The 14,801-nt window shown below is 62.6% G+C and carries 13 protein-coding genes and 1 pseudogene; 5 read left to right on the top strand and 9 right to left on the bottom strand.

Annotated features, from left to right (window positions below; all coding sequences use genetic code 11):
* Window positions 1–255 (bottom strand): annotated as a pseudogene (locus AC1Q80_RS29920) (sugar phosphate isomerase/epimerase); the annotation flags it as partial.
* A 280-nt stretch (window positions 256–535) separates the two neighbouring features.
* Window positions 536–1,846 (bottom strand): xylose isomerase, encoded by a 1,311-nt coding sequence (xylA, locus tag AC1Q80_RS29915; RefSeq protein WP_209793296.1) that lies wholly within the window; start codon window positions 1,844–1,846, stop codon window positions 536–538.
* Window positions 1,847–1,982: 136 nt separating this feature from the next.
* Between xylA and AC1Q80_RS29910 the strand changes: the two genes are divergently transcribed.
* Window positions 1,983–2,342, top strand: coding sequence for a nuclear transport factor 2 family protein (locus AC1Q80_RS29910; RefSeq protein WP_173423728.1), 360 nt, complete (start codon window positions 1,983–1,985; stop codon window positions 2,340–2,342).
* A gap of 41 nt (window positions 2,343–2,383) precedes the next feature.
* Here the strand turns inward: AC1Q80_RS29910 and xylB are convergent, their stop codons facing one another.
* From xylB to AC1Q80_RS29885, 5 genes are all read right to left on the bottom strand, one after another.
* Window positions 2,384–3,838 (bottom strand): xylulokinase, encoded by a 1,455-nt coding sequence (gene xylB / locus AC1Q80_RS29905; protein ID WP_173423729.1) that lies wholly within the window; start codon window positions 3,836–3,838, stop codon window positions 2,384–2,386.
* 75 nt (window positions 3,839–3,913) lie between these two features.
* Complete coding sequence (locus AC1Q80_RS29900; RefSeq protein ID WP_492362839.1) at window positions 3,914–4,951, bottom strand: LacI family DNA-binding transcriptional regulator; 1,038 nt, start codon at window positions 4,949–4,951, stop codon at window positions 3,914–3,916.
* An 88-nt stretch (window positions 4,952–5,039) separates the two neighbouring features.
* On the bottom strand, window positions 5,040–6,155 hold the full coding sequence (locus AC1Q80_RS29895) for a metallophosphoesterase (protein ID WP_492362835.1): 1,116 nt from the start codon (window positions 6,153–6,155) through the stop codon (window positions 5,040–5,042).
* A 121-nt stretch (window positions 6,156–6,276) separates the two neighbouring features.
* A complete protein-coding gene (locus AC1Q80_RS29890) occupies window positions 6,277–7,866 on the bottom strand; it encodes a DHA2 family efflux MFS transporter permease subunit (RefSeq protein ID WP_209793294.1) in 1,590 nt (529 codons plus the stop codon).
* 71 nt (window positions 7,867–7,937) lie between these two features.
* Window positions 7,938–9,155, bottom strand: a complete 1,218-nt coding sequence (locus AC1Q80_RS29885; RefSeq protein ID WP_209793292.1) for an HlyD family secretion protein — start codon at window positions 9,153–9,155, stop codon at window positions 7,938–7,940.
* Between the two features lie 157 nt (window positions 9,156–9,312).
* Between AC1Q80_RS29885 and AC1Q80_RS29880 the strand changes: the two genes are divergently transcribed.
* The 3 genes from AC1Q80_RS29880 (at window position 9,313) to AC1Q80_RS29870 (ending at window position 11,831) form a co-directional block, all read left to right on the top strand.
* A complete protein-coding gene (locus AC1Q80_RS29880) occupies window positions 9,313–10,017 on the top strand; it encodes a TetR/AcrR family transcriptional regulator (protein ID WP_173423733.1) in 705 nt (234 codons plus the stop codon).
* A 104-nt stretch (window positions 10,018–10,121) separates the two neighbouring features.
* Window positions 10,122–10,961, top strand: coding sequence for an AraC family transcriptional regulator (locus AC1Q80_RS29875; protein WP_209793289.1), 840 nt, complete (start codon window positions 10,122–10,124; stop codon window positions 10,959–10,961).
* A 114-nt stretch (window positions 10,962–11,075) separates the two neighbouring features.
* A complete protein-coding gene (locus tag AC1Q80_RS29870; protein ID WP_173423735.1) occupies window positions 11,076–11,831 on the top strand; it encodes a TerC family protein in 756 nt (251 codons plus the stop codon).
* Between the two features lie 282 nt (window positions 11,832–12,113).
* On the opposite strand, the gene AC1Q80_RS29865 is transcribed toward AC1Q80_RS29870, so the two are convergent.
* Complete coding sequence (locus AC1Q80_RS29865; protein ID WP_492362834.1) at window positions 12,114–12,494, bottom strand: VOC family protein; 381 nt, start codon at window positions 12,492–12,494, stop codon at window positions 12,114–12,116.
* A gap of 236 nt (window positions 12,495–12,730) precedes the next feature.
* Window positions 12,731–13,078 carry an ArsR/SmtB family transcription factor gene (locus AC1Q80_RS29860; RefSeq protein WP_173423737.1) on the bottom strand — a complete coding sequence of 116 codons (348 nt, stop codon included), beginning with the start codon at window positions 13,076–13,078 and terminating at the stop codon, window positions 12,731–12,733.
* Between the two features lie 255 nt (window positions 13,079–13,333).
* On the opposite strand from AC1Q80_RS29860, the gene gltX reads away from it, so the two are divergent.
* On the top strand, window positions 13,334–14,791 hold the full coding sequence (gene gltX, locus AC1Q80_RS29855; RefSeq protein ID WP_209793283.1) for a glutamate--tRNA ligase: 1,458 nt from the start codon (window positions 13,334–13,336) through the stop codon (window positions 14,789–14,791).
* The last annotated feature ends 10 nt before the right edge of the window (window positions 14,792–14,801 follow it).

Here is a 14,801-nt window from a genome sequence, read left to right as displayed (position 1 = left end):
TTGGCCCTGCAGATGCGTCGACAGCTCGGTGATCTCGACGCCGTTGTCGCGGGCAATGCCCTGGAGCTCGTCGCAATAGGTTTTTGACGTCGCCGCCTTCTTCAAATCGATCAGCCGCGCATCCCATGTCGGCACCTGCACGCCCTTGTAGCCGCAATCGGCCGCCCATTTCACAATCGACGCAAACGAATTGAACGGTGCGACATCGCCCGCAAACTGCGCCAGAAACAGGCCGGGGCCCTTGATCGTTTTCATCCCAAACATCCTCCTGATGCTATGGCTGCCGGCAAGGCCGGCCTGTTTGGCCAACGACAGGAAGAAGCGGAATTGGATTTCATTTTCGCTTCTACTGAAGAACCTGAAACGTTGCAGGCGCAGAAACTAGCAGATTTTTTGCATGGAGCAACCGGCCGAAGGACAGTTTTCGCAGATCAGCTCGAGGCATCCCTGGAGCCCGCAGACGAGCATTCAGGGCAGAAAAAGGGGCGAAGGTTTCCCTCCGCCCCGTGTTCGCAAAAGGTCTGCGACTGCCGCATCAAACGTAGCGATTGACGACGTTCTCCAGCAGTTCCTGCTTGCCGGATTTCGGCTGCGGGTTGAGGTCGGACTTCAGCACCCAGGCTTCGATCTCTTCCAGCGAGAAACCGCCGTCGAGCATCTTCTTCGCCTCAGGCACCTGCCAGCCGGCGTAGCGCTGATCGAGCGGCGCGGACAATGCCTTGTCTTCGATCATCTGGGCGGCCGCCTTGAGGCCGCGAGCGCAGCAGTCCATGCCACCGATGTGGCCGATCAAGAGGTCTTCCGGATCGAGTGACTGGCGACGCAGCTTCGCGTCGAAGTTGGTGCCGCCGGACTTGAAGCCGCCACCGGCCAGGACCTGGTAATAGGCGAGCGCCATTTCCGGCACGTTGTTGGGGAACTGGTCGGTATCCCAGCCCGACTGGTAGTCGTTGCGGTTCATGTCGATCGAACCGAAGATCCCGAGCGCATTGGCAAGCGCCAGCTCGTGCTCGAAGGAATGACCGGCAAGGATCGCATGGCCCTGTTCAATGTTGACCTGCACTTCCTTTTCCAGGCCGTATTTCTTCAGGAAGCCGTAGACGGTGGCGACGTCGTAGTCGTACTGGTGCTTGGTCGGCTCTTGCGGCTTCGGCTCGATCAGGATCGCGCCCTTGAAGCCGATCTTGTGTTTGTATTCGACCACGAGGTTGACGAAGCGGCCGAGTTGGTCGAGCTCGCGAGACAGGTCGGTGTTAAGCAGCGTCTCATAGCCCTCGCGCCCACCCCAAAGCACGTAGTTCTCGCCGCCGAGGCGGTGGGTGGCGTCAAGGCAAGTCTTGACTGTCGCGGCCCCAAAGGCAAACACGTCCGGATCCGGATTGGTGGCGGCACCCGACATGTAGCGACGGTTTGAGAAGAGATTGGCCGTGCCCCAGAGCAGCTTGACGCCGGTATCCGCCTGCTTCTTTTCGAAGTAGTCGACGATCTCGTTGAGGTTCCTGGTGTTCTCGACGAAGTTGCGCCCTTCCGGCCGCACGTCGGCGTCGTGGAAGCAGTAGTAGGGAACACCGAGCAACTGGAAAAATTCGAAGGCGACATCCGCCTTCAGCTTGGCCGCGTCCATCGTGTCCTTGAACCACGGGCGCTCAAACGTTTGTCCGCCGAATGGGTCGCCGCCCGGCCAGACGAAGGTGTGCCAGTAGGCGACCGCGAAGCGCAGGTGGTCTTCCATGCGCTTGCCGAAGACGACCTCGTCCTTGTTGTAGTGGCGGAAGGCGAGCGGGTTGCGGCTCTCCGGTCCCTCATACTTGATCTTGGCGATATCGCCGAAAAATCCCGTGCTCACGGTGTAGCTCCTCTCAAAGATGGTGTGCCGGCGTCGCAGTTGCGAAACGTCCGGCCATTACGTGGAAGGTAATTGGTTTCATTCCCTCGGCGGGCGATAGCTTGGGCATCGAAACGCCAAACGAAGGAACATTCAGATGAACGACTTCAACCAGATCGCCGAAGCCTATATCGCCGCCTGGAACGCCGAGGCCGGAAGCCGCAACGCACTGATCGAAAAGGCCTTTACCGCCGACGTCGCCTACCGCGACCCGATCATGCAGGGTGACGGGCACGAGGGCATCGGCGGCCTGATCGCCGGCGTCAAGGGCCAGTTCCCCGGCTTCGTCTTCACGCTCAAGGGCACGCCCGACGGCTTTGCCGACACGATCCGCTTCTCCTGGGCGCTCGGCCCCGAAGGTGTCGATTCCGTGATCGAAGGCACCGATGTCGGCCTGATCGAGAACGGCCGGCTGAAGCAGGTCACCGGCTTCATCGATAAGGTACCGGCGCAGTAAGTGCGCTGGGTCGGCAACAACCATGGAAGGGCGCGGCGCGGTCACGTCGTCGCGCCCTTGATGGCGGGATAAAGGCGCCGGTAGCGCTGATAGGCCGCCTCATAGGCAGGCACCAGGTCGGCGTCGGGCGCGATCGTTTCCGCTGTTTTCGGCGCGGTGCAGGTCGCAACCGGATCGGCACCGGTTGCCGCGATCAGCCCCAGGCGCGCGGCACCGAAGGCGGCACCGAAATCGCCATCGGCGGGCAAATCGACCGGCAGGTCGAGCGCAGTCGCGATCGACTTCAGCCAGTAGCGCGAGCGCGAGCCGCCGCCGATCGCCGTCACCCGCGAAAGCGTCGTCCCGGCGGCACGCAGGGCTTCGAGGCTGTCGCGAATGGCGAAAGAAACCCCTTCCATCACCGCCTGCGTCAGCACCACCCGGCTGCTCTCGTGGCCGAGCCCGGCAAAGGCGCCGCGGATGGCGGCATCGTTGTGCGGCGTGCGCTCGCCGGAAAGATAGGGAAGAAAGGTCACGCCGCTTGGCGCCTTCAACGTCTCGCCGAGCTCGGCGCTGAGGTCGGCCGCGCTGCGACCGGCAACCCCCGAATACCAGTTGAGCGCATCGGTCGCCGACAGGATGACGCCCATCTGATGCCAGGTGTTCGGCAGCGCATGGCAAAAGGCATGAACGGCGCTCGCGGGGTTGGGCAGGTAGCTGGCATTGGCGGCAAACAGCACGCCCGACGTGCCGAGCGAAACGAAGGCGTGGCCCTCACCCACAGTTCCCATGCCACAAGCGGACGCCGCATTGTCGCCGGCGCCACCGGCAACCACGACATCGCCGGAAATTCCCCAACGTGCGGCAAGTTCAGACCGCAGCTTTCCGGCCGCGTCGGTCCCTTCGACGAGATCCGGCATCTGCCGTTCTTCCATGCCGGTGGCTGCAAGCAGGCTTTCGGACCACCGACGCTTGCCGGTGTCGAGCCACGAGGTCCCGGCAGAATCAGACATTTCAGAGATATGCTCGCCGGTCAGCCACAGGCGCAGATAGTCCTTCGGCAGAAGCACTCGGCGCACCCTGGCGAAAATCTCAGGCTCGTTTTCGCGCACCCAGACGAGTTTGGGCGCTGTAAATCCCGGGAAGACGATGTTGCCGGTGATGGCGCGGAACTGCGGGTCGGCGTCGAGTGCGGCCGCCTCGCGAAAACTGCGAGTGTCGTTCCACAGGATGCAGGGGCGCAGCACCTTGTCGTCGGTATCGAGCAGCGTCGCGCCATGCATCTGGCCGGAAAGGCCGATGCCGCGCACGGCCGTAAGAGCTGCCGGGTGCGCCGCCTTCAGGCCGGCGATTGCCTCCTCGGTGGCGCGCACCCATTCGGCCGGATCCTGCTCCGACCAGCCGGGATGCGGCCGGGAGACGTCGAGCGCGCCGGAAGCCGAGCCGACAATGCGCTGATTGTCGTCCATCAGCATCGCCTTGACGCCCGACGTGCCGAGATCCAGTCCGAGATACATGTAGGCCTCCATTGAGAGCAACCACAGGAAAAGCGCGCAACGATTTTCCGTCAGGAATTGTGTAAATTCAAAATATTACGCCGGCTCGACCGGCAGGTTGTCTTTCAGGAAGATGTCGATGCGGATGCGCTCCTGCGCCTCGATCATCGACAGCCCATCGGCGCGCGCCTTCAGCACGCGAATGGCGCTCCTCACCTCATGACCCGCATCCTGGTTGAGCAGCGCATCGATCGTGCCCGAGATCAGGGCGGCACGGCTGTAGGGCGTCAGCTCGTGGGCTATTGCGCAGATTTCGGACTGCCGGCCGGCCTTTTCGAGCGCCGCGATCAGGCCGCGATTGCCAGCGCCGAGGCTGTAGATGCCCGCGAGGTCCGCATGCGCGGCCAGCAGATCCTGAACCAGCGTCTCGACCTCGGTCGGATCGTCGTGACCCTCGACCACGGGCAACAGGTGCCGCGTGTCCGCCCCTTCGCTGACGGCGGTACTAAAACCTTCAAGTCGATCCCGGTGGTCTCTGACCAGCATCGAGCCGGCAACGATGGCGACCGGCCCGTCGCGACCACCCAGGAAACGCCGCATCAGACTGCCGGCGGTGCGCCCGGCTGCAATGTTGTCGACACCGGCGAAATGGTCGCGCTCCGACCCGGTCAGATCGGAGACGAGCGTGACGACGGCAATGCCGTCTTCGCGAAGCCGCTCGACGGCTGCAACCACTTCCGGCGCTTCAACCGCAACGACGGCAACGCCGGCCGGCTCACGGCTGCGCGCTTCGTCGAGCGCATCGGCCAGCGCCGCCGCATCGAAGGCGGGAACGGAGAGGATGGAAATATCGGTGCGCTCGACGGCAGAGCGGGCCCTTGCCGCCTCGACCTCGGCCTCAAGGCCGCGCATGAAGGCGTTCTCGCCCTCGGGCAGGATGAAGATCAGCGGATAGCTGCGGCTCTTGGCTAGGTTGGCCGCCGCCACGTCCCTGACATAACCGAGCGTCGCGATGGCGCGCTCGACCTTGTCACGCGTGACCGACCTGACCCCCGGGCGATTGTTCAAAACCCGGTCGACGGTCGCAAGGCTGACGCCTGCTTCTGCAGCAATGTCGTGAACTGTAGGGCGCATCATTTCCTCCCGCAAACTGCCTTAGAGGAATTTTTGATGTACGTAAATCAAAAATGCGAGCGAGACGGACGAACGCTGATTTCGCTGGCTAAAACCGCTTGCTGAACGCCTGGGTGAAGGCGACCTCGCCGTGACCTTTGCCGGCTTCGCCAAGCGCCACGTCCATGAAGCCGTCGGTCACACGCACAAGCGCGAAACCGCCCATATATGCAGCCTTGGGCTTGAAGAGGTCGAGACCTTCGCGGCGATAGATCATCGCCGTTTCGTGCTGGTGACCGTGAAACACGCCGACGACGTTGTGGCCCCTGATGGCGTCCACGAGCGCCTGACGCTGCTCGGTACTCCACCAATGTGACGGACCGTCACCCTGATCGTCGAAGGTCTTGGCGGCGGCATCCCAGACTTCGGTCGAAAAAGCGTCCCAGCCATAGTGCTGGAACAGGATCACCGGCCGGCCGTCGGCCGCATAGGTTTCCAGATCCTGCTTCAGCCAGGGAAGCGCATCGACGGCGCCCTTGCTGACATCGCCGCCGAAACGCTGGAGCTGGACGAGATGCAGCCCGCCCCAGTCCCAGGAATAGCAATCCGACAGTGGATCGTAATTGGTCACAGGCACCGGCGGCTTGTAGAACACCGTCTGGCGATGGTTGAGTTCGACATAGTCGCGCAGCTCGCGGCGATACCAGTCCACATGCGGCGGCGGGCCGTCCTGGTCGAGGTCGTGATTGCCGAGACCGACATAGACGGGAAAGTGAACACGGTCGGCGCCGGGACCTTCCTGGTAGCGGCTGGAAAACTGCTGCAGCTGCCGGCCCTCGCGCGGCTGGCGCACCTGCCCGCCGCCGTCATCGGTCAGGTCGCCGCCCAGCACCAGTCCGAGCGGATGGCCGATCTGCCGGCCGGCGCTGCCGAGCCCGCTCGCCTCGCCGGCAACGCTTGCCGGCCACCGCATCTCCGGCAGACCATTGAGCGCCGCCACGTGACGCAAAAGGTTCTCGTCGGTCTTGCCCTCCGCCGCACAGTTCGGCGCAAGGCCTTCGGTCGAGACGAGGCAGGCATGGATGTCGTTCGAAAACAGGAATGTGGCATCGATGGGCGGGCGCCCAGCTGCCCGTGTCGGGCTTGCCAGCAATGCCGCGCCCATCCCGGCCGCACCGGCAAGGAAGGAACGCCGGGAGATGACGAAGCGCCTGGATGGCTGCATGAATGACCCCGTTTTCGCCCAACCGGCGGCGCCGGATCGACGATCACGGGCCGGCCGGAGATTGTTTTCCGGCCGGATTGTGCCGCAACGCGACGGACGCGTAAACCTTGCAGCAGCGCGACTAGTGGCCGCCGCCGCTTGGGCCAACGCCCTCCGGTTTCTTGATCATCATCACACCCAGGATCAGCGAAAGGAAGAGCACCGTGAGGATGACGAAGACGTCGCTGAACGACAGGATCATCGCCTGCTTCTGCGCCATTGCCGCAAGCTGCTTGATGGCGATCGTAGCACCGTCGAGGCCATGGGCATCGAACTTGGCCTCCATGTTGTTGAACTGCGCCATCGCTTCCGGGTTACCCCACTGGATATGCTCGGAAAGCCGGGCATAGTGCAGGTCCTGGCGCTGGGTCAGGATGGTGTTGATCACCGCCAGGCCGACGGCACCGCCCAGGTTGCGCGTCAGGTTGAACAGGCCGGATGCGCCGCGCATGCGCGCCGGCGGCATGGTGCCGAGCGCGATGTTGTTGATCGGCACCATGCACAACATCAGCCCGACGCCACGCAGGATCTGCGGGATGAACAGCTCGTAGAAGTCCCAGTCGGCCGTCAGGTGCGCCATGATCCAGGTGCCGCTGGCAAAGCTGGCAAAGCCGATGGTCATCAGCACGCGCGGATCGAGCTTGCCCGACAGGATGCCGGCAACCGGCGCAGTCAAGAACATCGCCAGGCCCGAGACGAACATCGTCTCGCCGATCATCAGCGAATCGTAGCCGCGAATGCGTCCGAGATAGAGCGGATAGAGATAGGTAAGGCCATAGAGCCCGATGCCCATGACGAAGGAGAACATCGACCCGAAGGCAAAGTTGCGGTTGGAGAACGCCCGGAGATCAACCACCGGGAATTCCACCTTGAAGGCCCGGTAGAAGAAGATCACTGCAGCGATCACCGTGGCAACGGCACCCATGACGATGTGATCGTCATTGAACCAGTCGTTGGCGTTGCCTTCTTCCAGAACATATTCGAGCGAACCGAGGAAGACCGCCATGGAGGCGAGCCCCCACCAGTCGAACTTCTTGAAGAGGCTGAGCTCCGGCTTGTCGAAATCGATGAAGGTCCAGGTCAGCGTCGCGACGATGATGCCAGGAATGACGTTGACGAGAAACAGCCAATGCCAGGAAAAGGCATGACTGAGGTAACCGCCAACTGTCGGGCCGATGGTCGGCGCCAGCGTGGCGATCAGGCCGATGATCGGCGAGACGATGTTGCGCTTCGACGGTGGGAAAATGGTGAAGGCGGCCGCAAACACCGAAGGGATCATGCCGCCGCCGATAAAGCCCTGGATCGCCCGGTAGACGATCATCTGGTCGATGTTGGTGGCGGTCGCCGCCAGCGCGCTTGCCGCCGTAAAGCCGGCCGCCGACACCGAAAACAACACGCGGGTCGACACGATGCGCGCCAGCGTGCCCGACAGCGGGATCATGATGACTTCGGCGATGAGGTAGGAGGTCTGCACCCAGCCGATTTCGTCGGAGCCGGCTGACAGACCGGCCTGAATTTCGGCGAGCGACGCCGAAACGATCTGGATGTCGAGGATCGCCATGAACATGCCGACGACCATGGCGAAGAAGGCGATCAGCCTTCTCGGGTCCATATGTTCCTCGACCTTCGGTGCGGCTGCCGCCACCGAGCCTGCTGTTGCCGTTGCGGCCATCTGAGCCACTCCCTGCGTGTAAAGGCGCGGCCGGCGCGTTCGATCGAACATGCCGGCGCGTCGGGGCCCGATTACTTCGTGGCGGCGACCTTGGTCTCAGCGGGTGCCGTGCGCGTGTCGACATCGACGACCACGCTCAAGCCAGCGCGCAGATGGCCTTCCGCCAGCACATCGGCCGGCAGCGTGATGCGCACCGGCACGCGCTGGATCACCTTGGTGAAGTTGCCTGTGGCGTTTTCGGCCGGCAGCAGCGAGAACACCGAGCCGGATGCCGGCGAGATGGAGGCAACCGTGCCTTCGATCGCGTGCTCGTCATAGGCGTCGATGTGAACCTTGACCTTCGAGCCGGGGACCAGATGCGCGATCTGCGTCTCCTTGAAGTTGGCGTCGATGTAGAGCTGGTCGACAGGGACGAGTGCCGCCAGCCTCTGGCCGGCAGAGACGAGATCGCCGACCTGGACGGCGACGTTGCCGATGACGCCGTCATAGGGCGCCTTCAAGACGGTGAAGCCGAGGTCGCGATTGGCCTTGTCGCGGGCAAGCTCCAGCGAGCGGATCTGGCTTTCCGCCTCGGCGCGCTGAGCCTGCAGCACGGTGATGTTGGCGTTGGCAGTCGCGATGTTGGCATCGGCGCCGGCAAGGTTTGCCCGCGCCTGATCCAGCGCCACGTCGGCATTATCGCGGGAAGCAACGGTGCCGACGTCCTTGGACTGGAGGTCGCTTGCGCGCTTTTGCGCAAGTTCGGCGCCGCGCACCGTTGCTTCGAGAGCATTTTTCTGGGCTTCGGCCTGGGCAAGGCTCGCCTTTGCGCCGGCGATCTGCGCGTCGAAGCGGCTGAGCGCCAACTTCTGCGTGGCGATCTGGGCCTCGGTCTGCTCGGCGGCGATGCGATAGTCGCCGTCATCGAGCGTGACCAGCGGGTCGCCGGCCTTCACCTGCTGGTTGGCGACGACGTCGACCTTGGCGACATAACCCGAAACCTTCGGGGAGATCGTGGCGATGTCGCCCTCGATATAGGCGTCGTCGGTCGAAACCATGAAACGGCCATTGGTCCACCAGTCATAGCCATACCAGCCGCCTGCGGCCAAAGCTGCGAGGCCGAGAACGGGCAAGATCGGGCTGCGCTTCTTCTTTTTCGAAGCGACTTCGACAGCGGGTTCCTGCGTGAGCGCAGGCGCCTCGGCAGTCGCCCCCTTAGCCTCGGGCGCGGCCTCATGGGTCTGCGGAACTTCAAAATCCTCGCCGACAGGGCGAACGCGAGCGACGCTGGACGTTTTGGATGCGGACATGGGTACCGGCCTGGTTAATGAGTGGTGATTGAACTGAACCGTTCGGTTCGATCGAAGCTTGACTTAGTCGCTTTTACGTCGCATATCAAGGGGGAATCGAACCACGCAGTTCGATGGACGTAATTTGATGCGAACAGGACGGGTACAGACGGCGATCATGGAACCAGCAAAGACCGGACAGAAAGAGACCATCCAGCCCGACAACGGCATGGACGAGCAGCTTTGTCCCGGCGGCGGACGCCATGCGGCGGGCGAAGACCCCGCCAAGCGCGAGCAGATCCTGGAAGGTGCCCGGCGCGCCTTCATGAACCAGGGCTTCGACGCCGCCAGTATGAACGACATCACCCGCGAGGCCGGCGTCTCGAAGGGCACGCTCTACGTCTATTTCGAAAACAAGGAAGACCTGTTCAAGGCGCTGATCATCCAGGGCAAGACCCGGGTCGTTCAGACTGCCAAGCATGCGCTCAACGATCACGACGATGTCGAGGAATCGCTTTTTGATTTCGGCGTGACGCTGACCACCAGCATGACCGCCGAGGAAACAATCCGCTCCATGCGCATGGTGATCGGCGTGATCGACCGCATGCCGCATCTGGCCGAACGCTTCTTCAGCGAGGCGCCGGAAAACGGCTATACCGTGCTCAAGGCCTATCTCGACCGCCAGGTCCCAGCCGGTACGCTCGACATCGACAACACGGAGATGGCGGCGCGGCAGTTCATCGAGATGGCACAGGCGGGCCTCTTCAAGCACCGGCTGTTCGGCGGCATGTGTTCGGCGCCGCCGCGCGAGCAGATCGAGGGCACGGTCACGGCAGCTGTGCGCGTCTTCATGGCCGCATACGGACCGAAGAAGACGGCTTGAGACGAACGCACATTCGGCCGCCTCACTCTTCAATCCAGCAATTGCGATCAAGCACGCCTTCCAGCAAAACCCTATGAGCATGGGTGTCTGCCACGGGAGTGATCATGAGTGCCATCGGAAGGGCGATCTGGTTCATCGAGAGCCATTTCGCGAGCGATATATCGCTGGAAGAGATCGCTGAGGCCGCCGGCCTGTCGCGCTTTCACCTGTCACGCGTCTTCGGACTGGTGACGGGTTACTCCATCAGCGCCTATATCCGCGCACGGCGCCTGAGCGGCGCTGCGCAAAGCCTTGCCGACGGCTCCTCCAGCATTCTCGCGGTGGCCCTCGAAGCAGGCTACGGCTCGCACGAGGCCTTCACCCGTGCCTTTCGCGAGCAGTTCGGCGTAACGCCGGAGACCGTGCGCAAGCAAGGGCACTTCGGCAACATCGCACTGACGGAGCCAATCAGAATGGACGACACCCGCCTCCTCAAACTGGACCCGCCGCGCTTCGAAGACAGCCCGGCCTTGCTTCTCGCCGGCCTTGGTGAAACCTATGCCTACGGCCGCACCGAAGGCATTCCTTCGCTCTGGCAACGCTTCAACACCCACTTCGGCAACATCCGAGGGCAGAAGGGCAACATCGCCTATGGCGTCTGCAGCCAGAACGACAGTGAAGCAGGCAGCTTTCACTATATGGCGGCAGTCGAAATCGACGATGCAGGCGCCCTGCCCGCCGGCTTTACGACGATCAAACTGCCGAAGCAGCGCTATGCCGTGTTCCTGCACCGCGGCCATATTTCATCGATCGCGACGACCGCCCACCGGATCTTCGGCACCTGGTTGCCGGAGTCCGGCCTTCAGCACGGTGAAACGCCCGATCTGATCGAGCGCTATGACGAGCGCTTCGACCCGCATTCGGGCATGGGCGTTGTGGAAATGTGGATCCCGATCAAACCGTAAACGGTAAAGCGCCGCCGCAAACGCCCGGCGGCGCTTGTCACTCTCGCATAGTTGCTTAAATACTGCCGCGATTCTTGCGCGACGACGCGCCACCGAGACAAGGAAAGATCGCTGATGCAGGATTTAATGCTGCTAGCCCAGGACCCGGCCGCCTGGGTTGCCCTCATAACACTGGTTGTCATGGAGGTGGTTCTCGGCATCGACAATCTGATCTTCATCTCGATCCTCACCAACAAGCTGCCGCCCGAACACCGTGAAAAGGCCCGCCGCATCGGCATCGGCCTGGCGCTCGTCATGCGCCTCGCTCTGCTCGGCACCATCGCGTGGATCGTCAAGCTGACGACGCCCGTCTTCGAGGTCTTCGGACATGGCTTCTCCTGGAAGGACCTGATCCTGATCGCCGGCGGCCTGTTCCTCGTCTGGAAGGCAACCAAGGAAATCCATCACAATGTCGACCCGGCCGACCATGGCGAGGATTTCATCGCCTCGTCGGCGATCAACAGCTTCGGTGCGGCGATCGGCCAGATCCTGCTGCTCGACCTGGTCTTCTCGGTCGACAGCATCATTACCGCCGTCGGCATGACGCCGCATCTGCCGATCATGGTCATCGCCGTTCTCGCCGCCGTCACGGTGATGCTCGTTGCTGCAAACCCGCTTGCCAACTTCATCGAAAGGAACCCGACGATCGTCATGCTGGCGCTCGCCTTCCTCCTGATGATCGGCACGACGCTGATCGCCGAAGGCATGGGCTTGCACGTGCCGAAGGGCTACATCTATGCCGCCATGGCCTTTTCGGCCCTGGTCGAGGTTCTCAACATGGTGGCTCGCAATGCGCGGCTGCGAAAGAAGGCCGCCGGCAAGCCGCAGTGATCTGAGGCCATTGTCGAAAAGCAAAAGGGCGGGGCTACATGGCTCCGCCTTTTTCGTGAACTCCACAAAAAAAAGCCTGCATCACGAGGGATGCAGGCAACCTTGCTGCAAGCGTTTGCGAGGGCACAAGCCGGACGGGTCAGGGAGCTCGACTGCCATTTCGTTGGCCACGGGAAGAAATCGGAAAAATTCCCGTGTTCTCCACCTCCGTCATGTCCGATTGGCACAGCCCGCGCCTCTCGAACGGGTAACGCATCACCCGGTCGATCGTTCCGGTGGACGTCAGGCGCCGGGACGGTGGCCGACCTCCACCAGGATGTTGCCGGGGACGACCATATAGAAGACATAGGCCCCATGCCGCTCTTCCGGATCGGTCATGCGGATGCCCGTCGGCAGGATACGTCGATAGGCATCCTCGACCTCTGTCCTCTCAGACAGCAGGAAGCCGACATGATAGGTCTGCAGGCCGAGGCTGACCTGGTCGCCACCGCCGAGCCTGGCAATCGGCGGGCTGATCACGAGCACCATGCCGGCCTCGTCGGCGAGGCGATAAAAGGCGTCCTTGCCGCGCGTTTCAACGAGCATGAAGCCGAGATGGTCGATGAAGAAACTCGCCGTTTCGGCAACGACGGGGCTGTGAAGATCGAGATGATTCAGTCGCATATGCAGTCTCCGTGTTTTGAGAAACGCGGCGGACTGCGTCTGATCCGGATACACCCCGCCGCGGACCGATGCGGATGCATCGGAACCACGCCGCGGGTTCGAACGATCAGGTTCGAGCAGAGCTTCGCAAGGACTGGGACAGCCTCGCGAAGGGACCGGGCTTACCATATCCGGTCCTGCCTTTTTCGACACGGGATGTGTAGCGCAGCCGGTTTGCGCCGGCAAGATCGCTGAAATCAGTTCGTCTCTGCGTCCGGATCCACCTTTTGCAACTCCTGCAGATAGGCGTCGAGACGATCGAACTTCTCTTCCCAGAAACCGCGGTAGCTATCGAGCCAGCTGTTGACGTCGCGCAAGGGTGCGGCTTCAAGTCGGCAGGGGCGCCACTGCGCCTCGCGGCCGCGGCTGATCAATCCGGCGCGCTCGAGGACTTTCAAGTGTTTGGAAACGGCCGGCAGGCTCATCTCGAACGGCTCCGCCAGTTCGCCGACCGAAGCCTCGCCGAGAGAGAGCCGGGCAAGGATGGCCCTGCGCGTCGGATCGGCGAGGGCTGAAAGCGTGGTCGACAGGCGATCTTCCGGCATTTTCTAAAAAACCTTTCAGTTAAATAACCTTACGGTTCAATATAACCAGCCATCGGCAGTGTCAACAAAAAGTGGCGTGATCCACTTTCCGTTGACATGCCCCATGTTCTATGGTCTCACGCGAGCCGACTGGAAAGCCCGCCGATACCGCTTGTGCGGCACCCCTACGGGCCTTTCCTTCCCATAAAATGCGCGCCCGGCGGCCGGACTTGTCTTCCGGCAAGGGGCGAGAAGCACGTCAAACGGGCAAAGACCATGGCAGATTCAGCAGTTCGGGTACGCATCGCACCCTCCCCCACCGGCGAGCCGCATGTCGGCACCGCCTATATCGCACTGTTCAACTACCTCTTCGCAAAGAAGCACGGCGGCACCTTCATCCTCAGGATCGAAGATACCGACGCCACGCGCTCGACGCCGGAGTTCGAGCAGAAGGTGCTGGATGCGCTGAAATGGTGCGGGCTGGAATGGTCCGAAGGCCCTGACGTCGGCGGCCCCTACGGCCCCTATCGCCAGAGCGACCGCAAGGACATCTACCTCGACTACGTCCGCCAGATCGAGAAGAACGGCCACGGCTTCCGCTGTTTCTGCACGCCCGAGCGGCTGGAGCAGATGCGCGAGGCCCAGCGCGCCGCCGGCAAGCAGCCGAAATATGACGGCCACTGCCTGACGCTTTCCGCCGAAGAAGTGACCAGCCGCGTCGACGCCGGCGAGCCGCACGTCGTGCGCATGAAGATCCCGACCGAGGGCTCCTGCAAGTTCACCGACGGCGTCTATGGCGACGTCGAGATCCCGTGGGATTCGGTCGACATGCAGGTTCTGCTCAAGGCCGACGGCATGCCCACCTATCACATGGCAAACGTCGTCGACGACTATCTGATGAAGATCACCCACGTCGCGCGCGGCGAGGAGTGGCTGGCCTCGGTGCCGAAGCACATCCTGATCTATCAATATCTCGGCCTGACGCCGCCGGTGTTCATGCACCTGTCGCTGATGCGCAATGCCGACAAGTCGAAGCTGTCGAAGCGCAAGAACCCAACCTCGATCTCCTATTATTCGGCGCTCGGCTACCTGCCGGAAGCGCTGATGAACTTCCTCGGCCTGTTCTTCATCCAGATCGCCGAAGGCGAGGAGCTGATGACCATGGCCGAGCTTGCCGAAAAGTTCGACCCGGACAACCTGTCGAAGTCGGGCGCGATCTTCGACATCCAGAAGCTCGACTGGCTGAACGGCCGCTGGATCCGCGAGAAGCTGAGCGACGACGAGTTCCTCGGCCGGGTGCTGGCCTGGGCGTCGGAGAACGATCGCCTGAAGCAGGGCCTGAAGCTGTCGCAGTCGCGCATCTCCAAGCTCGGCGAACTGCCGGCACTTGCCGACTTCCTGTTGAAGTCCGACCTTGGCCTCGAGCCGGCGGCCTTCGCCAAGATCAAGTCGAGCCCGGAAGAACTGGTCGAGATCTTCAACACGGTCCAGCCGGACCTGGAAAAGATCCTCGAATGGAACAAGGAAACGATCGAGGCGGAACTGCGCGCGATCGCTGACCGCATGGGCAAGAAGCTCAAGGTCGTGCTGGCACCGCTGTTTGTCGCGGTTTCCGGCTCGTCGCGCTCCCTGCCGCTCTTCGACAGCATGGAACTGCTCGGCCGCTCGGTCGTGCGCCAGCGGTTGAAGGTTGCAGGTCAGGTCGCCGCCTCGATGGCCGGCAGCGGAAAGTAAGGACAGGACG

The organism is Ensifer sp. GW823-FHT05D09 (genome assembly GCF_058795755.1).
Note: the sequence above shows the minus strand (reverse complement) of the source record. Positions and strands in the feature narration are given on the sequence as shown.